The sequence below is a fragment of the Rhodococcus sp. Q genome, from assembly GCF_005503035.1.
Lineage (GTDB): Bacteria > Actinomycetota > Actinomycetes > Mycobacteriales > Mycobacteriaceae > Rhodococcus_G.
Window position 1 is genome coordinate 55,725 of sequence record NZ_SCOY01000015.1, and the last position, 19,928, is coordinate 75,652.

The 19,928-nt window shown below is 68.9% G+C and carries 21 protein-coding genes; 14 read left to right on the forward strand and 7 right to left on the reverse strand.

Translation table 11 applies throughout. The features are described 5' to 3' along the window. Positions 1-7 precede the first annotated feature (7 nt). From kynU to FFS72_RS15695, 4 genes are all read right to left on the reverse strand, one after another. The gene (gene kynU / locus FFS72_RS15680; RefSeq protein WP_137874813.1) at positions 8-1,225 is read right to left on the reverse strand and encodes a kynureninase; all 1,218 of its coding nucleotides are present in this window, start codon (positions 1,223-1,225) and stop codon (positions 8-10) included. Beyond that, entirely contained in the window at positions 1,222-2,262 is a 1,041-nt protein-coding gene (locus FFS72_RS15685; protein ID WP_137874814.1) for an amidohydrolase family protein, read from the reverse strand. The genes kynU and FFS72_RS15685 overlap by 4 nt, the downstream gene beginning before the upstream one ends. Position 2,263: 1 nt before the next feature. Further along, positions 2,264-3,136, reverse strand: coding sequence for a tryptophan 2,3-dioxygenase (locus FFS72_RS15690; protein ID WP_249353345.1), 873 nt, complete (start codon positions 3,134-3,136; stop codon positions 2,264-2,266). A gap of 122 nt (positions 3,137-3,258) precedes the next feature. Further along, the gene (locus FFS72_RS15695; RefSeq protein ID WP_137874815.1) at positions 3,259-4,143 is read right to left on the reverse strand and encodes a LysR family transcriptional regulator; all 885 of its coding nucleotides are present in this window, start codon (positions 4,141-4,143) and stop codon (positions 3,259-3,261) included. A 96-nt stretch (positions 4,144-4,239) separates the two neighbouring features. Between FFS72_RS15695 and mqo the strand changes: the two genes are divergently transcribed. The 3 genes from mqo (at position 4,240) to FFS72_RS15710 (ending at position 7,300) form a co-directional block, all read left to right on the forward strand. Next, positions 4,240-5,742, forward strand: a complete 1,503-nt coding sequence (mqo, locus tag FFS72_RS15700; protein WP_137874816.1) for a malate dehydrogenase (quinone) — start codon at positions 4,240-4,242, stop codon at positions 5,740-5,742. A gap of 35 nt (positions 5,743-5,777) precedes the next feature. Then, complete coding sequence (locus FFS72_RS15705) at positions 5,778-6,398, forward strand: isochorismatase family protein (RefSeq protein WP_171018706.1); 621 nt, start codon at positions 5,778-5,780, stop codon at positions 6,396-6,398. 143 nt (positions 6,399-6,541) lie between these two features. Next, the gene (locus FFS72_RS15710) at positions 6,542-7,300 is read left to right on the forward strand and encodes an SDR family NAD(P)-dependent oxidoreductase (RefSeq protein ID WP_137874818.1); all 759 of its coding nucleotides are present in this window, start codon (positions 6,542-6,544) and stop codon (positions 7,298-7,300) included. A gap of 73 nt (positions 7,301-7,373) precedes the next feature. Here FFS72_RS15710 and FFS72_RS15715 read toward each other — a convergent pair whose 3' ends face one another. Continuing rightward, complete coding sequence (locus tag FFS72_RS15715) at positions 7,374-8,678, reverse strand: amino acid permease (protein ID WP_249353355.1); 1,305 nt, start codon at positions 8,676-8,678, stop codon at positions 7,374-7,376. Between the two features lie 152 nt (positions 8,679-8,830). Further along, positions 8,831-9,784, reverse strand: a complete 954-nt coding sequence (dapD, locus tag FFS72_RS15720) for a 2,3,4,5-tetrahydropyridine-2,6-dicarboxylate N-succinyltransferase (RefSeq protein ID WP_050063145.1) — start codon at positions 9,782-9,784, stop codon at positions 8,831-8,833. A 93-nt stretch (positions 9,785-9,877) separates the two neighbouring features. Here dapD and FFS72_RS15725 point away from each other — a divergent pair, with 93 nt between their 5' ends. The 10 genes from FFS72_RS15725 (at position 9,878) to FFS72_RS15770 (ending at position 17,436) form a co-directional block, all read left to right on the forward strand. Beyond that, positions 9,878-10,780, forward strand: a complete 903-nt coding sequence (locus FFS72_RS15725) for an SMP-30/gluconolactonase/LRE family protein (protein ID WP_137874819.1) — start codon at positions 9,878-9,880, stop codon at positions 10,778-10,780. A gap of 33 nt (positions 10,781-10,813) precedes the next feature. Then, on the forward strand, positions 10,814-11,899 hold the full coding sequence (dapE, locus tag FFS72_RS15730) for a succinyl-diaminopimelate desuccinylase (protein WP_137874861.1): 1,086 nt from the start codon (positions 10,814-10,816) through the stop codon (positions 11,897-11,899). A 41-nt stretch (positions 11,900-11,940) separates the two neighbouring features. Continuing rightward, positions 11,941-12,780, forward strand: coding sequence for an LOG family protein (locus tag FFS72_RS15735; protein ID WP_137874820.1), 840 nt, complete (start codon positions 11,941-11,943; stop codon positions 12,778-12,780). Beyond that, positions 12,777-13,325 carry a cytokinin riboside 5'-monophosphate phosphoribohydrolase gene (log, locus tag FFS72_RS15740; RefSeq protein WP_249353346.1) on the forward strand — a complete coding sequence of 183 codons (549 nt, stop codon included), beginning with the start codon at positions 12,777-12,779 and terminating at the stop codon, positions 13,323-13,325. Before FFS72_RS15735 ends, log begins: the two co-directional genes overlap by 4 nt. Before the next feature lie 4 nt (positions 13,326-13,329). Further along, positions 13,330-14,244 (forward strand): dihydropteroate synthase, encoded by a 915-nt coding sequence (folP, locus tag FFS72_RS15745; RefSeq protein ID WP_050063150.1) that lies wholly within the window; start codon positions 13,330-13,332, stop codon positions 14,242-14,244. Then, positions 14,241-15,185, forward strand: coding sequence for a glucosyl-3-phosphoglycerate synthase (locus FFS72_RS15750; RefSeq protein WP_137874822.1), 945 nt, complete (start codon positions 14,241-14,243; stop codon positions 15,183-15,185). Before folP ends, FFS72_RS15750 begins: the two co-directional genes overlap by 4 nt. A 62-nt stretch (positions 15,186-15,247) precedes the next feature. Then, positions 15,248-15,592 (forward strand): DivIVA domain-containing protein, encoded by a 345-nt coding sequence (locus tag FFS72_RS15755; protein WP_137874823.1) that lies wholly within the window; start codon positions 15,248-15,250, stop codon positions 15,590-15,592. Further along, positions 15,589-16,155 carry a DNA-3-methyladenine glycosylase I gene (locus tag FFS72_RS15760; RefSeq protein ID WP_137874824.1) on the forward strand — a complete coding sequence of 189 codons (567 nt, stop codon included), beginning with the start codon at positions 15,589-15,591 and terminating at the stop codon, positions 16,153-16,155. Before FFS72_RS15755 ends, FFS72_RS15760 begins: the two co-directional genes overlap by 4 nt. Before the next feature lie 136 nt (positions 16,156-16,291). Beyond that, positions 16,292-16,459, forward strand: coding sequence for a DUF3117 domain-containing protein (locus tag FFS72_RS15765; RefSeq protein WP_003931055.1), 168 nt, complete (start codon positions 16,292-16,294; stop codon positions 16,457-16,459). 143 nt (positions 16,460-16,602) lie between these two features. Next, positions 16,603-17,436 carry a putative RNA methyltransferase gene (locus tag FFS72_RS15770; RefSeq protein WP_137874825.1) on the forward strand — a complete coding sequence of 278 codons (834 nt, stop codon included), beginning with the start codon at positions 16,603-16,605 and terminating at the stop codon, positions 17,434-17,436. Here FFS72_RS15770 and glgA read toward each other — a convergent pair. Further along, the gene (gene glgA, locus FFS72_RS15775; protein ID WP_137874826.1) at positions 17,421-18,599 is read right to left on the reverse strand and encodes a glycogen synthase; all 1,179 of its coding nucleotides are present in this window, start codon (positions 18,597-18,599) and stop codon (positions 17,421-17,423) included. The two genes, FFS72_RS15770 and glgA, sit on opposite strands and share 16 nt — an antisense overlap. Before the next feature lie 108 nt (positions 18,600-18,707). Between glgA and glgC the strand changes: the two genes are divergently transcribed. After that, positions 18,708-19,922, forward strand: a complete 1,215-nt coding sequence (gene glgC, locus FFS72_RS15780) for a glucose-1-phosphate adenylyltransferase (RefSeq protein ID WP_137874827.1) — start codon at positions 18,708-18,710, stop codon at positions 19,920-19,922. Positions 19,923-19,928: the final 6 nt, after the last annotated feature.

Here is a 19,928-nt window from a genome sequence, read left to right on the forward strand (position 1 = left end):
GATTCCCCTAGCGATCCACCTCTTCCGCGATCGCACGGACCCCTGCCAGGGACTCGGCGAACCCCGTGCTCAGGGGGCTCGGTCCGAGGCGCAGGCCCTGCGGTGCGCGGAAGTCGGGGATCACGCCGCGAGCCCATAGTCGGGGCAGCGCGTCGCGAAATCCGGGGTGGTCGAGGGTGACGTGCCCGCCGCGTCGGCCGGAATCGAGGGGTGCCGAAATCGCGACGCCGGGGAGGAGTTCGCGCGTCAGGTCGATCAGGTACTCGGTCAACTGCACGGACTTCGCGCGCACCGCGTCGATGCCCGCGCGCTCGATCATGTCGATCGTCGACTGCATCGCGATCATCCCGAGGATCGCCGGAGTGCCGCTGACGACCCGCCGGACACCGTCGGCGGGCACGTAACCCGGTCCCATCTCGAACGGGTCGCGGCGACCCATCCACCCCTGGATCGGCTGCCGGAAGTCGTCCTGGTGCTCGGTGCGCACATAGGCGAACGCGGGTGATCCCGGACCGCCGCACAGATACTTGTAGGTACAGCCGACCGCGAAATCGACCTGCCACGAATCGAGTTCGATCGGGACACTCCCCACCGAGTGGCACAGGTCCCACAGGACCAGCGCGCCCGCGTCGTGGGCGCAGCGGGTGATCGTGTCCACATCGGCGAGAAAGCCCGACCGGTAGGCGACGTGACTGAGCACCACCAGTGCCGTGCGATCGGTGATCGCGTTGCGAGCGGCGGCCACCTCGACTCCGGACGCGGGATCGACGGTGATCCAGCGCAGGTGCAGGCCGAGTTCGTCCGCGATGCCTTCGAGGACGTAGCGGTCGGTGGGGAAGTTGTCGCTGTCGAGGACGATCTCGGTGCGGCCAGGCCGCATCGCGAGGGCGCCGCGGGCGAGCTTGTAGAGCAGCACGGTCGTCGAATCGCCGATCGTCGTCTGTCCCGGTACGGCGCCGAGTGCCGCGGCACCGAGCCGGTCGCCGATGGTGAGCGGCAGGTCCATCCACTGCTCGTCCCAGCCCCGGATCAGTCGCCCCGACCACTGTGCGACGGCAGCGGTGATCGCTTCCGTCGCCGCGATCGTCGGGCGGCCCAGCGAGTTGCCGTCCAGGTAGGAGACCAGATCGGAGCCTTCGGTCGAGTGGAAGAGGGAGCGATAGCGGGCCAACGGATCTGCCGCATCTCGCGCTGCGGCGTCACGGTCCAGGTCGTCGACGGTCACGGCATGCCTCCTCGTTCGATGTCCGGGGCGAGGTCGAGATCGCTGACGGCCACGATCCGTGCGCCCGCCAGCCAGTCGGCGAAATCGTCGTCAGCCGTGGGCGGGGTGCCGGGGATCCACGTGAACCGCTGCAGGCCGGCGGCGAACCGCGCGGCGGCGTCGCCGTCGATCATCGCGTCCAGAATTTCCGCACGGCCGAGTCCCGCGGCGAGCAGCGACCGAACCTCCGCGGGGTTCGGCCCCTCGGGTAGGTCGCCGTTTCCGAGATCGGTTCCGTACCGGACGCGTCCGCCGGCGGCGTGGAAGCGGCGCAGATTGTCCACGGCCACATCGAGTTCGGGGCCGCGGTGGATGGCGAGGGTGCTGATCCACAGCATCGACCGTGCTGCCGTGTCGATGACGGAATCGGCGAGAGCTTCCGTCCACGGGGTGTGTGCGAGGACGTCGACGCCCGCAGCGAGTGCACGGGCCGCCTGCCCCGGCCCCTCGGCGTGCGCGATCACCCCGCGGCTCGCGGCGTGGGCGGCGGAGACCACCGCGGTCAGGGTGTCGTCATCGAACACCGGCCCCGCCGCAGCGTTCAATGTGATCTTCACGAAAGCTGATCCCGCACAAACCTGTTCGCGTACCGCCGCTGCCGCCTCCTCGGCGGAGCCGATCTCCCGGACCGAGCCCGCGGGCGCCCACGCCCGGTCGCTCGGGTAGCCGCCCGCCGCGGTCAGGAACTGTCCGGCGAAGCGCACCCGCGGCATTCCCTCGACCGGAGCGCCGTCCGGTGGCCACGTCGCGACGGCGTCGAGTCCGGCACCCAGGTCGTACACCTCCTCGAGTCCGCCCGCGAACAGTGCTCGGGCGTCGACCAGTTCCAGGTGGACGTGGGCATCGCGGAACCCGGGAAACACGGTGCCGCCGAGGTGCAGGTCGGTGTCGCCGCCGCTCGCACCTGGCCGCATCCGACCGCCGTCGAGGGTGAATCCGATCGGTCCGGTCCATCGGCCGAGCCACGCCTCGTCGGCCGCGACCGTTCGAGTCGGCACGTCACCGACCGACTTCGGTTCGGACCGAGAACAATTCGGGGAAGAACGTGAGGTCGAGGGCACGCTGGAGGAACCCGACGCCGCTCGAACCGCCGGTGCCGGGCTTCGTTCCGATGACGCGCAGCACCGTCCGCATGTGCCGGAACCGCCACAACTGGAAGTTCTCCTCCAGGTCGACCAACTCCTCGAACGACTCGTACGCCTCCCAGTTCTCGTGCGGGTTCTCGTAGACGTGCTTGACCAGCGGGATGAGGTCGCGGTTGAGGGTGTACGCGCTCGCGGGGTCGCGCTGCAACGCCGACTCCGGCACCGGAAGTCCGACACGGTGCAGGTGCCGCCAGAACTCGTCGTACAGGCTCGGTTCCGCCAGCACCCGCGACAGCAGGGCGTGCGCCTCGGGGTCCGACTCGAACACCGGCAGCACCCCGGCGTTCTTGTTGCCGAGGATGAACTCGACGGCCCGGTACTGGAACGACTGGAAGCCCGACGCGTTGCCGAGGAAACCACGGAACTGCGAGTACTCCGTCGGAGTGAGTGTCGCGAGCACCGACCACTGCTCGGTCAGCGACTTCTGGATGTGTTTGACGCGGGCGATGCACTTGAGCGCGACCGAGATGTCGTCCCGGGCGAGCGCCGCCTTCGCCGCACTCAGTTCGTGCAGCGTCAGCTTCAGCCACAGTTCGCTCGTCTGGTGCGCGATGATGAACAGCAGTTCGTCGTGATGCTCCGGCGCACTGACCGGATGCTGCGCGCCGAGCAGCGTGCCGAGGTCGAGGTAGGAGCCGTAGCTCATCCGGTCCCGGAAGTCCGTGACTATCCCCGGCTCGACCGGCCGCGTGTTCTCCCCACCGATGTCGTGCTTGCCGGAGCCCATGCATCGACCATGCCCCAATCGGTGCGCCTCGTCCAGGCCAACAGACGAGTGTCAGCCGTCGTCGGAGGCCGTCTCCGCCCGTGCACGAATGCCGCCGGGTCGTCGCCGGACGCGCGAGGGCCTCAGCCGAAGTGGCGGAGGAGGAAGCTGCTGAGGCGTTGTGTCGCAGGCGCCTCGGTCGTCGAGCCCCAGGCAAGGGTCACGTCTCGCCTGTATCGAGTGCCGGTCAGTGGCAGTTCGGCCAGGCCCGGGGTCGCTCGTTCGTCGTGGGGGAGCAGTGCGATTCCGAGGCCACGGCTGACGAGCTCGCGGATGGTGGCGAACTCGGTCACCTCGAACGCGACGTCCGGCTCGAATCCCTTGTCGTGGCACCAGCTCTCGGTGAGTTGCCGAAGGTTGTAGCTCGGTGGGTTGGCGATGAAGGTCTCGTGCTTCAGGTCCGTGAGTTCGACGTGCTTCCTCGTCGTCAGGCGGTGATCTTCGGGAACCGCCACGTGAATCTGCTGGGAACCGATGCGTACGTGCTTGAGCCGGTCGGGCGCGGGGATGACGATTGCCAGGTCGAGTTCTCCGGTCACGAGATCCGTGCCGAGGGCCGATCCGTGCGCCTGCTTGAGAATCACCTTGATGCCGGGATGGTGGCGACGGAACGCGGCGAGAAGGTCGGGAACGTGACCCGATCCCATCGTCAGAGGGAACCCGAATCGAACGGTCCCCTGGTCGGGATCGGCTTCTCCGGTCACCTCGGCGATCGCGAGATCCAGTTGGTACAGCGGCTCACGGACCTGTCGCGCCAAGCGTTCGGCGGCGGCGGTGAGGCGGACGATCCGGCCGTCATGGATCAGCAGCGGAACCCGCAGCTCCTCTTGCAGGGCGTGGATGCGCCGACTCATCGACGACTGCGGCACGCCGAGTGCCGCGGCTGCCTGGGTCATGTGACCGTCGTGCGCGGCCAGTTCGACCAGCGCCCGCAACTGTGGGGCCAGTCGATTCGTCCACTGATCCATAGCTGGATCGTAATACTGCATTCGTTCATTGGACGGATGGTGTGTCGCGGGCGAATTCTGGCTGCACCAACCCTCTACGTCGGGAGTGTGCGTCACATGGGTCGACCGTCGAATGCCGTGCCGGACTCGTCCGATGGGCGGGATGCCGATGTGATCCTGATCGGAGGCGGAATCATGTCCGCAACGCTGGGATCGATGCTCGCGATCCTGGAGCCCGACTGGCGGATCGTTCTGCTGGAGAGGGCAACCGGGTTGGCCACCGAGAGCAGTGGGCCGTGGAACAACGCCGGCACCGGGCACAGTGGGTTCTGCGAGCTGAACTACATGCCCGACCCGGAAGACGGGCGCAAGGCATCGACCATCGCGCGGCAGTTCCATGTCAGCCGCCAATGGTGGGGGTATCTCACGACCAAGGGGTTGCTGGACCCGGATTCCTTCGTCCACACGACCCCTCACATGGACGTCGTCTTCGGGCGCCGCGACATCGACTACCTCCGTCAGCGATTCGAGACGCTGACGTGTGACCCACTGTTCGACCGGATGGAGTTCAGCGACGACGCCGCCACGATCGGCCGGTGGGCACCGCTGTTGGTCGAGGGACGAACTCCGGGCGAGCCGATGGCGGCCACGCGACATGCCGGAGGGGCCGACGTCGATTTCGGCTCTCTGACAGAGGGGTTGACGCGAATCGTCGTCGACGCCGGTGGGGAGGTCTTGTTCGGACACGAGGTGCGTTCGCTGCGTCGGTCACCCGACGGAGCGTGGGTGGTGGGAGGGAGTGCCGGCTCCGGCACGTTCGAGTTGCGCGGACGGCACGTGTTCGTGGGTGCAGGCGGAATGGCGCTGCGTCTGCTGCAGCGAGCTCGCCTTCCCGAGGTTCGCGGGTACGCCGTGCTACCGGTCGGCGCGGCCTTCCTTCGCTGCTCGGAACCGGACGTCGTCACTCGTCACGAGGCGAAGGTGTACGGCCAGGCCGCGATCGGAGCGCCGCCGATGTCGGTGCCGCACCTCGACCGGCGGTTCATCGAGGGAACCGAGCACCTCCTTTTCGGTCCGTACGCGACGTTCAGTACCAAGCTGCTCAAGCACGGACGCCTGAGCGACGTCTTCACGACGCTCCGGTGGCACAACCTGCTCGTCATCGTGGCCGCGCTCGTCCAGAACCTGTCGTTGGTGCGCTATCTCGTCGGCGAACTCGCGGCGAGGCCCCGAAAGAAGTTCGCCAAGTTGCAGCGCTTCTACCCGAACGCGGACATCCGTCAGTGGGAGCTCGTGCCGGCAGGCCAGCGCGCGCAGCTGGTGACGCCCGACCGCCGCCGCATCGGGGTGCTCCAGCAGGGCACCGAACTCGTCGTCGGAGGCGACGGGACCATCGCCGGCCTCCTCGGAGCCTCACCAGGGGCGTCGACGGCAGTGCCGATCATGCTCGAACTGCTCGAGCGGTGCTTTCCCGACCGGTGGCACACCTCCTGGAACGCCACGATGAGCGAGGCGATGCCGGCGTGTGGTGCCGCGGACCGGGACGCCGCCGCCGTCGCCGAGTCCGTCGCCTCGACCTGTTCGGCGCTGGGCCTCGACGGGTCGAACGATCGGCGATGAGCACGGCCCTTCGGGATGTCGCGGACAATGCCTCCATGGCAACGTTCAAGGTCGAGGTGGAGGACTACGACGCGAGTGATCTCGTCGAGCTGGCCGGCGGTCCCGACTGGACACCGGACCCGACGAGGGTCGCGATTCTCGTGCACGACCTGCAGCCCTACTACCTGGATGTGCTCGCCGCGCAGGTCAGGTCGCGGCTCCTGTCGGAGGTGTCGGCCCTTCTGAAACGTGCAGTCGACCTTGGGGTTCCGATCCTCGGCAGCGGTCCCCGGCCGGCCACCGAGCCTGCGCAGCGCGGACTGCTCGGCTCGATGTGGGGGCTGGGGCCCGACCCGCGTCAGGCGGCGGAGACGGCGCTCGACGAGCTCGTCTCGCCCGACGTCGTGTGGGTGAAGAAGCGCAGCTACAGCGCGTTCTTCGCAACGGATCTGGCCGAGGAACTGCGTCGACGCGGACGCGATCAGTTGATCGTTGCCGGGGTGTTCGCCACCGCAGGCGTCCTGGCCACCAGCTACGACGCGTTCGCCCGCGACATCCAGTGCTTCGTCGGTGTCGAGTCGACCGCCGACTACACGAAGCGTCAGCACGCCGCCGCGCTCACGCTGATCTCGGCACTGACCGGCAGGGTGCAGCCGACCGCGAGCCTGCTGTCCTGACAGTCGTCGGACCGAGGACCACTCGACGGACTCGCGCGCCCAACGCGTCGTCCGATTCCCGCCAGCGCCGAGTCTCGTGATTCTGCAGTCTGATTCAGGCGATCACGTCGCCAACTCCAGCAGATCTTCCGAAAGGACTCATCATGTCTTCGCGCCTCGACTCCAAGGTCTTCATCGTCACCGGCGGCACGTCCGGCATCGGTCTCGCTGTTGCCCGGCGGCTCACGGCGGAGGGCGCCGCCGTCGTGCTCGGTGCTCGCCGAAAGGACGTCGGGGAGGACGCTGCCTCGAGCATCCGCGCCGCGGGCGGCACGGCGACATTCGTAGCGGCGGACGTGTCGGTCGAAGCGGATGCCGCGGCACTTGTCTCCGCCGCGGTCGCCGAGTTCGGGCGGCTGGACGGGGCTTTCAACAACGCGGGTGGCGTCAACGCGTCCGGCCCGGTGTGCGATATCGACGGTGCCGACTGGGACGCGGAGATCGCGCAGAACCTCACCAGTGTCTTCAACTGCCTCAAGCACCAGATTCCTGCAGTCCTCGACACCCGCGGGGCGATCGTCAACAACGCGTCGAACCTGGGTGTCGTCGCGCTGCCCGAGGTCGCACCCTATGTCGCCGCCAAACACGCCGTCGTGGGCCTGACCAGGTCCGTCGCGCTGGAGGTTGCCGAGCGGGGCGTCCGGGTCAATGCCATCACCACCGGAGGGGTCGACACTCCGCTCTCCCGCGGGTCCATGGCCCCCACCGACGAGGCGATGGCGCAGATTGCCGCCCTGCACCCGGTGAATCGCGTCGCACAGCCGGAGGAGATCGCACCGTTCGTCGCGTTCCTGCTGAGCGACGAGGCATCGTTCGTCACCGGTGCGGCTCTCTCGATCGACGGCGGCTTCACCGCGCGCTGAGCCGGACGCGCCGCATGCGGCCCGGTCGGAAGTTCCGGTCCGGGCCGCATGCACGATCCGTCCGGCGACGCGATCAGACCGCGGCCTTGCGCCGCCTCGCGTTGAGCACCGACAACCCGGCGATGAACAGGGTGAGGATCGCCGTCGAGATCAACTGCTTGCGGGCGTCGGTGTCGGTGAGCATCAGCAGGATCAGACCGCCGAGTGCCGCGAGCGTCAGCCAGCTCAGGTACGGGAAGCCCCACATCTTCACGGTCAACCTGCCTTCGGCCTCGAGGCGTCGGCGCAACCGCAGCTGCGCGACGACGATGAAGATCCACACCACCAGCAGTGCGGCGCCAACGGCGTTGAGCAGGATTTCGAGCAGCGAGTCGGGCAGCAGCCAGTTCAGCAGCACCGACACGAAGCCGAAGAACACCGACACCAGCACCGCGTTGGTCGGCACGCCGGTCGGGGAGAGCTTGCCCAAGGCGGACGGTCCGTCGCCGTCCCGGGAGAGGGCGAATGCCATCCGCGAGGTGCCGTACACGTTGGCGTTGAACGCCGAGAGCAGCGCCACCACGACGACCAGTTCCATGAACCCGGAGACGTACGGGATGCTCGCCTCGTTCAGGACCGCGACGAACGGGCCGCTCTGCAACTGCTCGGAGTTCCACGGCAGCACGAGCACCATGATCGCGATGGAACCGAGGTAGAAGACGCTGATCCGCCACACGACGCTGCGCACCGCGGACGCGATGGAGCGCTCCGGGTCCTTCGATTCGGCGGCGGCGATGGTGACGATCTCGATGCCACCGAATGCGAACGCCACCACCAGAAGTCCCGCGGCGATGCCCGCGACACCGTTCGGCATGAAGCCGTCCTCGCCGATCAGGTTCGTGGTGCCCACCGGGTCGGTGTCGGGGAGCAGTCCGAACACCAGCAGGACACCGATCACCAGGAACGCGATGATGACGGTGACCTTCATTGCAGCGAACCAGAACTCGAATTCGCCGAAGTTGCGGACCTTGGAGAGGTTCACCACCGCGAAGAACGTCACGAACACCAGCGCCACCACCCACTGCGGGATGCCGGGCAGCCAGCCGTGCACGATCGCGGAGGCGCCGGTGATCTCGGCGCCCAGCACCATGATCAACATGAACCAGTAAAGCCATCCGAGCGTGAAGCCGGCCCATTCGCCGATGCCGATCCGGGCGTAGTGGCTGAACGAGCCGGACGCCGGGATCGCGGCGCCCATCTCGCCGAGCATCCGCATCACGGCGATCACGATGATGCCCGCGATGACGTACGAGACGAGCACCGCCGGGCCTGCCTTGGCGATGCCGACGCCGGTGCCGAGGAACAGCCCCGCCCCGATCGCGGACCCGAGGCCCATCATCGTCAGATGGCGAACCTTGAGTCCGTGACCGAGGTGGGACGCGTCCCCCTCCTCGGCTGTGGAGCTGGCGGAGGACAGGGAGTGTTCCTGGGAGTGCTTCATGAATCCAGACGTTCGAATAGACGGCCGCCCGTGGTGACGGCCTGGGTGAATCAGTCGTTCGCGTGCAGCGCCGCGTTCAGTTCGACACCGGTGCCGGACTTCGCGACCACCTCGACACCACCGGTGACCGAGTTGCGGCGGAAGAGCAGGTTCGAGGTGCCGCTGAGCTCCTTGGCCTTGACGACGGTGCCGTCCGGGCCGGTGACCTTGGTGCCCGCGGTGACGTAGAGGCCTGCCTCGATGACGCAGTCGTCGCCGAGCGAGATGCCCAGGCCGGAGTTCGCACCGAGCAGGCAGCGCTTGCCGACGGAGATGACCTCCTTGCCGCCACCGGAGAGGGTGCCCATGATCGAGGCGCCGCCGCCGACGTCGGAGCCGTCGTCGACGACGACGCCACCGGAGATGCGGCCCTCGACCATCGAGTTGCCGAGGGTGCCCGCGTTGAAGTTGACGAAGCCCTCGTGCATGACGGTGGTGCCGGACGCGAGGTGGGCGCCGAGGCGGACCCGGTCGGCGTCACCGATGCGGACGCCCGACGGGACGACGTAGTCGACCATGCGGGGGAACTTGTCGACGCCGAAGACGGTGACGGGACCGCGGGCGCGCAGCTTGGCGCGGACCAGCTCGAAGCCGTCGACGGCGCACGGGCCGTAGTTCGTCCACACGACGTTCGCGAGCAGGCCGAACACGCCGTCGAGGTTCAGACCGTGCGGCTGCACGAGGCGGTGGGAGATCAGGTGCAGGCGAAGGTAGGCGTCGTGGGCGTCGACCGGTGCGGCGGACAGGTCCGCGATCGAGGTGCGGACGGCGACGCGGGTGACGCCGCGATCGGCGTCCTCCCCGGTCAGCGCCGCGAACTCGGCGGGCACGTCGGCGCCGGTCAGGACGACGGTGCCGGTCTCGGCGACCTCGCCGAGCGCGGGTTCCGGGTACCAGGTGTCGAGGACGACCCCGCCCGTGGTCACGTTGGCAATACCGACTGCGGTAGCTCCCTGAATGCTCACGGGCGTCCAGGTTACCGTCCGGCCAGGTGAACCGGCACAGGCGCCTACCTCGTGTAACGCTGTGAACAGACCCGCTCGACGGAAGGTGCTGCCATGCGAGGAACCAGGATCGGCCTGCTCGTCGCGGCCGTGGTCGTGGCGGTGGGGACTGCCGTCACCCCGACCGCCGCCGCTGCGTCGGCCTGCCCGGATGCCCGCTCCCCGGTGCTGGTGGGCAGCGTCCCCGGCGCCGTCCTCGAGGGCGCCGCCGTCGACGGCGCGGGCCGCATGTACGTCACCGACCTGGTGTCGGGGCGCGTGTTTCGGCTCGACCGGCCCGGCGCGCCTGCCGTCCCGATCGCGACGGTCCCGAGCGGTGGTGCGGGCGCGCTGGCGTGGGCGCGCGACGGGTCGCTGCTCGTCGGGTACGGCGCGGACGCGCGGGTCTTCACCGGCGACGCCACCCGTGCCGCGGGGATCGTGGCCGTCGACGTGAACTCGGGTGCGGTCCGGCCGTTCGCGCGGGGACTGAGCGCCGCCAACGGACTCGCCGTCGCCCGCGACGGCACCGTGTACGCCACCAACGACTTCGGGTCGCTCGTCGGGCGGGTGCTGCCGAACGGTGTCGTGCAGCCGGACTGGGCCGTGTTGCCCAGCGCCAACGGCGCCGCACTGAGCGCCGACGACCGGTACCTCTACGTGTCGCGAACCTTCACCAACCCGGGCGTGAGCCGGATCCCGACGGCGAACCCCGGCGCCCCCGAGTCGGTGGTCACCTTCACCGGAGGGGACGTGTTCGCCGCACCCGACGGACTGACCCTCGATCCCCAGGGCAGGCCGATCGTGCCGACCGACGTGTCCGGGCAGATCCTGCGAGTGGACGGCCCCGACCGGTTCTGCGTCCTCGCCTCCGGAATGCCGATGTCCAGCGTCGTGACCTACGGCAACGGCGACGCCGGGTTCTCGACCGGACGACTCTTCCGCGCCGGCTTCGACGGCCAGATCTTCGAGGTGTAGGCGGAGCCGCATAGTCTTGGATGCGTGACTGCGCTGCCGTACCTGGACCTGCACTCCGACCCGATCGACCTGACCGCCGCACTCGTGGACATTCCGAGCGTGTCGCAGGACGAGGCGCTGATCGCGGACGCCGTCGAGCTCGCGCTGCGGGAGCAGACCATCGGATTCGAGGTGACGCGCAGCGGCAACGCCGTCCTCGCCCGCACCAACCTCGGGTTGCCGAGCCGGGTCCTGCTCGCCGGGCACCTCGACACCGTCCCGATCGCCGACAACGTTCCCAGCCGACGCGAGCGGGGCTCCGCGGAGGGGGACGTGCTGCACGGGTGCGGCACCGTCGACATGAAGTCGGGTGACGCGGTGTTCCTGCACCTCGCCGCGACCGTCGAGGATCTCGCGCACGACCTGACGTTGGTCTTCTACGACTGCGAGGAGATCGCCGCGAAGTTCAACGGGCTCGGCCGCATCGAACGGGAACTGCCCGACTGGTTGCAGGCCGACGTCGCAGTCCTCGGCGAACCGTCGGGTGGCTTCATCGAGGCCGGCTGCCAGGGCACGCTTCGGGTGCGGCTGACGGCGGACGGGGTGCGAGCACACTCGGCGCGATCCTGGCTGGGGGACAACGCGATCCACAAGTTCGCACCGCTGCTGCAGAGGTTGTCGGAGTACCAGCCGCGTTCCGTGGACATCGACGGCTGCGTCTACCGCGAGGGCCTGTCCGCGGTCCGCATCTCCGGCGGGGTCGCGGGAAACGTGGTGCCCGACGCCGCCGAGGTCGACGTGAACTTCCGCTTCGCGCCCGACCGCAGCGTCGCGCAGGCCGTCGACCACGTGCGGGAAGTCGTCGACGGACTCGGGCTCGGTTTCGAGGTCACCGACAGTTCGGCGGGAGCGCTGCCGGGCCTGTCCGCCCCCGCTGCCGCGGAACTGATCGCCGCGGCGGGCGGCCAGGTGCGGGCCAAGTACGGCTGGACCGACGTGTCGCGTTTCGCGGCGCTCGGCATTCCCGCGGTGAACTACGGTCCCGGCGACCCCAACCTCGCCCACAAGCGCGACGAGCGCGTGCCGGTGCAGCAGATCACCGATGTCGCGGCGGTGCTGCGGGGCTACCTCAGCAACTGACGGTTGCCCGCGGTCGGGCCGGCGGCCGATAGCCTGGCGGCATGGCACCGGACAAGATTCCAGGCGGACCGCGCGGCACCGGAAAGCGGGGCAGCGCATCCTCGGTGAAGCACCGCGGACCGATCATGCTGCGCCGCGAGCGCAAGGCCGAGGTCGCCAATGCCGACCGCAGGTTGCTCGACCAGCGCGGACCCAGCGACTGGGTACACACAGACCCGTGGCGGGTACTGCGCATCCAGAGCGAGTTCATCGAGGGATTCGGTGCGCTCGCCGAGGTGCCCCGGGCGGTCACCGTGTTCGGGTCGGCTCGCACGCCTGACGGGTCGCCCGAGTACGACGCCGCCCGGGAACTCGGTTCGGCCCTGGCGGCCGCGGGCTTCGCCGTCATCACCGGCGGCGGTCCCGGGATCATGGAGGGCGCCAACCGAGGGGCGGTCGAGAACGATGGCTACTCCATCGGCCTCGGCATCGAGCTACCCCACGAGCAGGGCCTCAACGAGTGGGTCGACCTCGGTATCAACTTCCGCTACTTCTTCGCCCGCAAGACGATGTTCGTCAAGTACTCGCAGGCGTTCATCTGTATGCCCGGCGGGTTCGGCACCCTCGACGAACTGTTCGAGGCGCTCACCCTCGTCCAGACCGGCAAGGTGACCCGTTTCCCGATCGTGCTGTTCGGCACCGAGTTCTGGGGTGGGCTCGTCGACTGGATCCGCACCACCCTGGTCGCGACGGGGAAGATCTCCGCCACCGACGTCGACCTCCTGCACGTCACGGACAGCGTCGACGAGGCCGTCCGCATCGTGGTCGAGTCGCAGAAATCGGTCGAGCCGGACGAACTCGACGAGTTCGACGAGGTCGGCGAGGGCGTGGAGGAATGGTGACGTCGCGCCCGGTCGCGGTGTGCGTCTACTGCGCGTCCGGACCCGTCGACGCGTCGTTCCTGTCGCTCGCGACGGAGGTCGGCGCCGAGATCGGTCGCCGCGGCATGACGCTGGTGTCCGGCGGCGGAAACGTGTCGATGATGGGCGCGGTCGCCGAATCGGCCCGACGGCACGGCGCCTGGACCGTCGGAGTCATCCCGAAAGCGCTGGTGCACCGGGAAGTCGCCGACGTCGACGCGGACGAGCTGATCGTCACGGACACCATGCGTCAGCGCAAGAAGGTCATGGAGGACCGGGCGGACGCGTTCATCACCCTGCCCGGCGGCATCGGAACCCTCGAGGAACTCTTCGAGACGTGGACCGCCGGCTACCTGGGCATGCACGACAAGCCGATGGTTCTCCTCGACCCCGTCGGACACTTCACGGGACTGCTCCAATGGCTGGACGGATTGCGGGAAGGCGGCTTCGTGCAGCAGCGGGCGCTGGATGCCCTCGTCGTCACCCAGGACGTCGGTCGGGCGCTGGACGCCTGCATGCCACTATGAAGCCATGATCGAGCTCACGTCCGGCACCGAGTCCGGGCACCGACCCGCACCGGTGCCCTCGCCGACGCTGTGCGGTCGGCCCGTCGCGACGGACCGTGCGCTGGTGATGGCGATCGTCAACCGCACCCCCGATTCGTTCTACGACCAGGGGGCGACCTTCACGGACGAGGCCGCGATGGCTGCTGTGTCGCGGGCGGTCGACGAGGGCGCCGACCTCGTCGACATCGGTGGCGTCAAGGCCGGTCCGGGTGACGTCGTGGACGCCGCCGAGGAGATCCGCCGCGTCGTGCCGTTCGTCGAGGCGATCCGCAGCCGATACCCGGACCTCATCATCTCGGTCGACACCTGGCGTTCCGAGGTTGCACGGCTGGCGTGCGCGGTCGGCGGCAACCTGGTCAACGACACCTGGGCGGGCGCCGACCCGGACCTCGTCGCGGTCGCCGCGGAACTCGGTGCCGGCTACGTGTGCTCCCACACCGGGGGAGCGGTGCCGCGGACCCGGCCGCACCGCGTTCGGTACGCGGACGTGGTCGCCGACGTGGTCGCCGAGGTGGTTCCGGCGGCGGAACGGGCACTGGCACTCGGGGTGCCCCGCGACGGAATCCTCGTCGATCCGACCCACGATTTCGGGAAGAACACCTTCCACGGGCTCGAGTTGTTGCGTCGAATAGACGATCTCGTAAAAACCGGGTGGCCAGTGCTGATGGCACTGAGCAACAAGGACTTCATCGGGGAGACTTTGGGTGTGGAACTCGCCGAGAGGTTGGAGGGCACATTGGCAGCGACTGCATGGGCGGCATCGAACGGCGCCCGAGTCTTCCGCGTACACGAGGTCGCGTCCACGCGGCGCGTCGTCGACATGATCGCGGCGATCACCGGCACCAGGGCTCCGGTGCGGACCGTACGGGGGCTGGCATGAGTGCACCGAGGATCGGGGAGCGGGTCTGGTCGGAGGCGAACAGCTGGGATCACCCCCAGTGGACCGTCGCCGAACTGGAGGCCGCCAAGGCGGGCCGCACGGTGTCGGTGGTGCTGCCCGCGCTGAACGAGGAGAAGACCGTCGCAGCGGTGGTGGACAGCATCCACCCGCTGCTCGGTGGGCTCGTCGACGAGTTGATCGTGCTGGACTCCGGCTCGACCGACGAGACGGCGGACCGTGCGCGGGCGGCGGGGGCCACCGTCGTCAGTCGTGAGGAGGCGGTCCCCGAACTGACCCCGGTCGCGGGCAAGGGTGAGGTCCTGTGGCGGTCGATTGCCGCGTCCAGCGGCGACATCATCGCCTTCGTCGACTCCGATCTGATCAACCCGGACCCGGCCTTCGTGCCGAAGCTCCTGGGCCCACTGCTCACCGTGGACGGAATCCACCTGGTCAAGGGCTACTACCGCAGGCCGCTGCGGGTCAGCGGCACCGAGGACGCGAACGGCGGCGGCCGGGTCACCGAACTCGTCGCGCGACCGCTCCTGTCGGCACTGCGTCCGGAACTGACATCGGTGCTGCAGCCGCTGGGCGGCGAGTACGCAGGCACCCGCGAACTGCTGTCCGCGGTCCCGTTCGCGCCCGGCTACGGGGTCGAGATCGGACTGCTGCTCGACACCTACGACCGGCTGGGGCTGAGTGCGATCGGGCAGGTCAACCTCGGTGTCCGCAAGCATCGCAACCGGCCGCTCGTCGAACTCGGCGTGATGAGCAGGCAGATCATCGGCACGATGCTGAACCGCTGCGGCGTGCCCGACTCCGGTGCGGGACTGACGCAGTTCCGGTCGGAGGGGGACACCTTCCTGCCCGTCACCACGGACGTCTCGCTCGCCGACCGGCCGGCGATGAACACCCTTCGCCCTCGGAGCGCCGCCCGTCCGTAGAGCGACCATGTCGGTGTCGTCCGCAGGGCGACCGTGTCCGAGTGTCGTGACAGGATCGGGGCATGTTCACCGTCCTCCTGTACCTGCTCGTCATGGCCCTCGTCGGCGGCGCATTGTTCTTCGCGGCGTCCGTCGTGTTCGGACGCGGCGAGGAGATGGCGGCGCTGCCACCCGCGACCACGGTGACGGCGCTGCCGTCGCACGGGGTGACGGGCGCGGACGTGCAGGAGCTTCGGTTCCAGCAGACGCTGCGCGGCTACAAGGCCAGCGAGGTCGACTGGGCGCTCGACCGGCTGGGAACCGAGATCGACGTGCTGCGCGCCCAGCTCGCCGAGGCCACCCGGATCGCCGACGGAACAGTCGTCGAGCCCGCGGGTGTGGCGACCACACCGAAGGATCCGGCGTGAGCGACGACCGATTCCGGTGTCCGTGGGCTGTCGACGCGGTGGGTTCCACCCTCTACCGGGACTACCACGACTACGAGTGGGGTGTTCCGCTTCACGGCCGGGACGCGTTGTTCGAGCGGATCTGCCTCGAGGCATTCCAGTCCGGGCTGGCGTGGATCACGGTGCTGCGCAAGAGGGAGGCGTTCCGGGCCGCGTTCTCGGGGTTCTCGGTGGACGCGGTCGCCGCGTTCGGGAAGGCGGACGTCGAGCGATTGCTCACCGATGCGGGCATCGTTCGCAACCGGGCGAAGATCGAGGCCTCGATCTCGAATGCGCGTGCCGTGCTGGCTCTGGGGGACACCGATCTCGACTCCCTGCTGTGGTCGTTTGCGCCGCCGCCACGCCCGAGCCGGGTGACGTCCGTGCAGGAGGTGCCTGCCATCACCGACGAGTCGGTTGCGCTCGCGAAGGAACTCAAGCGTCGCGGATTTCGATTCGTAGGCCCTACCACGGCGTATGCGCTGATGCAGGCGACGGGAATGGTCGACGATCACGTGGCCGACTGCTGGGTGCCGACACGGTGATCACGGGTGCGTCCTGGCACGTCGCAGGCACCGAAATGGCGACTCCGGTTCCCGGCGATTTGGACGATAGGGAAGAATGAACAAGTGGACCCGGAAAAAGCCCGGGTCCGACGATGCAGATCTGGAGGGAGCAGGAATGGCGGCCATGAAGCCCCGGACTGGGGACGGTCCCCTCGAAGCAACCAAAGAAGGACGGGGAATCGTCATGCGGGTTCCTCTCGAGGGCGGAGGTCGACTGGTCGTCGAGCTGACCCCGGAGGAAGCCGCTGCGCTCGGCGACGAGCTCAAGGGCGTCACCAGCTGACCTCCCGCAGGGTTCGACCAACCTGGCCCCGCATCGCCACATCGGCGGGCGGGGCCCGGTGCTGAGATGACCCGGTATTGAGATGACCCGGTGCTGAGATCACCCCGGTGCCTACACCCGAGAATCCGGAAGGGAGGCGGACGGTGCTCGCCGACGCCGTGACTCTGCTCGCCTGCCCGCACTGTGGCGCTCACCTCGACGAGGCCGACGCGGCACTGCTGTGCGGCAGCGGGCACAGCTTCGACATCGCCCGCCAGGGCTACGTGAGTCTGCTGGCCGGGGCCTCGAAGATCACCGGGGACAGCGCCGAGATGATCGCCGCCCGGGCCGAGTTCCTCGACGCGGGTCACTTCGACGGGTTGCGCGCCGCTGTCGCGGACGCGACCGCTGCCGCCGGGGTGGACGCCCCCGCGGTCCTGGAGGTCGGCGCCGGAACCGGCCACTACCTCGCGACGGTTCTCGACGCCCTGCCCGGTGCGGTCGGCATCGGCGTGGACGTGTCCAAGGCGGCAGCGCGCCGACTCGCCCGCAGCCACCCCCGAACGGCGGCGGTCGTCGCCGACGTCTGGACCCAGCTTCCCGTGCAGGACGGCGCGGTCAGCCACGCGCTGTCGATCTTCGCTCCGCGCAATGCGGGCGAACTGCACCGTGTGCTCCGAGCCGACGGCGAACTCGTTGTCCTGACGCCGACGGACCGGCACCTGCACGAGCTGGTCGCCCACCTGTCGATGGTGCGGGTCGACGAGAACAAGACGGAACGTCTGGGCGCGGCCCTGGCCGGACACTTCGACCGGATCTCGCGTGCCGCCGTCGAGTACCCGATGACGTTGTCGCACGCCGAGGCCCGGCACCTGGTCGGGATGGGTCCGTCGGCGCGGCACCTGGGGCCCGTGGCGCTCGCCGACGCGATCGGCGAGCTCCCCGAACCGGTGACGGTGACGGCGTCGGTCACCGTGAGCCGCTATCGACCCCGGTAGTCGTCGACGACGCCCTCGTAGACGCTGAGCGTCTGGCGGGCGATCTCGGCCCACGAGAACTCCGCGATCGCCCGTTTCCGTCCCGCGCGGCCCATCGCGGCGGCACCGGTGAGGTCCGCGCACACCGCGTTCACCGCGGCGGCGAGCGCCTCCTCGTACGCCTCCGGCTCGTACTCGTTGTAGTGCACGAGTCGCCCCGTCGATCCGTCCTCGACGACCTCGGGGATGCCGCCGACATCGGACGCCACGACGGCCGTCTCGCAGGCCATCGCCTCGAGGTTCACGATTCCCAACGGTTCGTACACCGAAGGACACACGAATGTGGTTGCAGCGGAGAGAATCTGACGGACCGATGCGGTCGGAAGCATCTCGTGGACCCAGTGGACGCCGTCGCGGGCGCCGCGCAACTCCTCGACGGCGCGCGCTGTCTCCGCACCGATCTCGAGGGTGTCCGGTGCTCCTGCGCACAGCACGAGCTGAATGTCCGGATCGAACCGGTGCGCAGCCGCGACCAGGTGTCCGAGGCCCTTCTGCCGGGTGATGCGGCCGACGAACACCGCCAGGGGCCGTCCCGGGTCCACTCCGAGGTCGCGCAGCACCCCGGACGCCCACGGGTCCTCCTCCGGGTACCAGACGTCGGTGTCGATTCCGTTGCGCACCACGTGTACTCGGTCGGGTTCGACGAAGGGGTAGGCGTCGAGCAGGTCGGATCGCATGCCCGCGCTGACCGCGATGATCGCGTCCGCGTACTGGACCGCGTTGCGTTCGGACCAGGACGAGACCCGGTAGCCGCCGCCGAGTTGCTCGGCCTTCCACGGCCGCCGCGGTTCGAGTGAGTGCGCGGTGAGGACGTGTGGCAACCCGTGGAGCTGTCCGGCGAGGTGCCCGGCCAGGCCGGTGTACCAGGTGTGGGAGTGCACCACGTCGACGCCCGACGCGGCCGCGGCCATCCGCAGTTCCGCGGAGAGCACGCCGAGCGCCGGATTGGCCGATGCCAGTACCGGATCGGGGTCGTGTACCTGTGCACCCTCGCGGGGCGCACCCATGCAGTGCACGTCGACCGTGCACAGCCGGGCGAGTTGCGCGACGAGTTCGGTGACGTGGACCCCCGCCCCGCCGTAGATCTCCGGTGGGTACTCCCTGGTCATCATCGCCACACGCACGCGCCTAACGTAACCGTCGGGCGGGTAACCGGCCACCGCACCGGGCACGCTCCCGGGGTGATCGTGGTTGCTGTGGCGGGGGCACCCCGGTGCCGATAGGTTGGCAGGGTGAGGAGTCAGCCGCACGTGCTTGGAATAGTGCTCGCCGGCGGCGAGGGGAAGCGTCTGTATCCCCTGACAGCCGACCGGGCGAAGCCCGCCGTCCCGTTCGGTGGGGCCTATCGGCTCATCGATTTCGTGTTGAGCAATCTGGTGAACGCGGGCTACCTCCGGATCTGTGTTCTCACGCAGTACAAGTCGCACTCCCTCGACCGCCACATCTCGCAGACGTGGCGGCTGTCCGGGTTCGCGGGGGAGTACATCACCCCGGTACCCGCGCAGCAGCGTCTCGGCCCTCGTTGGTACACGGGAAGCGCCGATGCGATCCTGCAGTCGCTGAACCTCGTCTACGACGAGGATCCCGAGTACATCGTCGTGTTCGGTGCCGACCACGTGTACCGGATGGACCCCGAGCAGATGGTCCGCCACCACATCGAGTCCGGGGCGGGAGTCACCGTCGCAGGCATTCGCGTGCCGCGCAGCGAGGCATTCGCGTTCGGCTGCATCGACTCCGACGAATCGGGCAAGATCACACAGTTCCTCGAGAAGCCCGCGCACCCACCGGGAACTCCCGACGACCCCAACGTCACGTTCGCGTCGATGGGCAACTACGTCTTCACGACCAAGGTTCTCGTCGACGCGATCCGGGCGGATTCGGAGAACTCGGACTCCGACCACGACATGGGCGGCGACATCATCCCCAAGCTCGTCCGCGAGGGCGCCGCGCACGTCTACGACTTCGCCGACAACATCGTCCCGGGTGCCACCGACCGCGACCGTGGCTACTGGCGGGACGTCGGCACCATCGACGCGTTCTACGATGCGCACATGGACCTGGTGTCCGTGCACCCCGTGTTCAACCTCTACAACCGTCGCTGGCCGATCCGCGGCGCGGCCGAGAACCTCGCTCCCGCCAAGTTCGTGAAGGGCGGCCTGGCTCAGGAGTCGATCGTCGGGTCGGGGTGCATCCTGTCCGCGGCGACGGTCCGGAACTCGGTCCTCAGTTCCAACGTGATGGTCGAGGACGGCGCGACGGTCGAAGGCAGCGTCCTGATGCCGGGCGTGCGGATCGGCAAGGGCGCCGTCGTCCGCCGCGCGATCCTGGACAAGAACGTCGTCGTGGGCGAGGGCGAGATCATCGGTGTCGACACCGAACGCGACAAGCAACGCTTCGCCGTCAGCAACGGCGGTGTCGTCACCGTCGGCAAGGGCGTCTGGATCTGACCGCGC

Coding starts and splice junctions, on each gene's coding strand:
- FFS72_RS15690 (WP_249353345.1), bottom strand. CDS start 3,136: ATGGGCTCCGGCAAGCACGACATCGGTGGGGAGAACACGCGGCCGGTC.
- FFS72_RS15695 (WP_137874815.1), bottom strand. CDS start 4,143: ATGGATCAGTGGACGAATCGACTGGCCCCACAGTTGCGGGCGCTGGTC.
- mqo (WP_137874816.1), top strand. CDS start 4,240: ATGGGTCGACCGTCGAATGCCGTGCCGGACTCGTCCGATGGGCGGGAT.
- FFS72_RS15705 (WP_171018706.1), top strand. CDS start 5,778: ATGGCAACGTTCAAGGTCGAGGTGGAGGACTACGACGCGAGTGATCTC.
- FFS72_RS15710 (WP_137874818.1), top strand. CDS start 6,542: ATGTCTTCGCGCCTCGACTCCAAGGTCTTCATCGTCACCGGCGGCACG.
- FFS72_RS15715 (WP_249353355.1), bottom strand. CDS start 8,678: ATGATGGGCCTCGGGTCCGCGATCGGGGCGGGGCTGTTCCTCGGCACC.
- FFS72_RS15725 (WP_137874819.1), top strand. CDS start 9,878: ATGCGAGGAACCAGGATCGGCCTGCTCGTCGCGGCCGTGGTCGTGGCG.
- FFS72_RS15735 (WP_137874820.1), top strand. CDS start 11,941: ATGGCACCGGACAAGATTCCAGGCGGACCGCGCGGCACCGGAAAGCGG.
- folP (WP_050063150.1), top strand. CDS start 13,330: ATGATCGAGCTCACGTCCGGCACCGAGTCCGGGCACCGACCCGCACCG.
- FFS72_RS15750 (WP_137874822.1), top strand. CDS start 14,241: ATGAGTGCACCGAGGATCGGGGAGCGGGTCTGGTCGGAGGCGAACAGC.
- FFS72_RS15755 (WP_137874823.1), top strand. CDS start 15,248: ATGTTCACCGTCCTCCTGTACCTGCTCGTCATGGCCCTCGTCGGCGGC.
- FFS72_RS15765 (WP_003931055.1), top strand. CDS start 16,292: ATGGCGGCCATGAAGCCCCGGACTGGGGACGGTCCCCTCGAAGCAACC.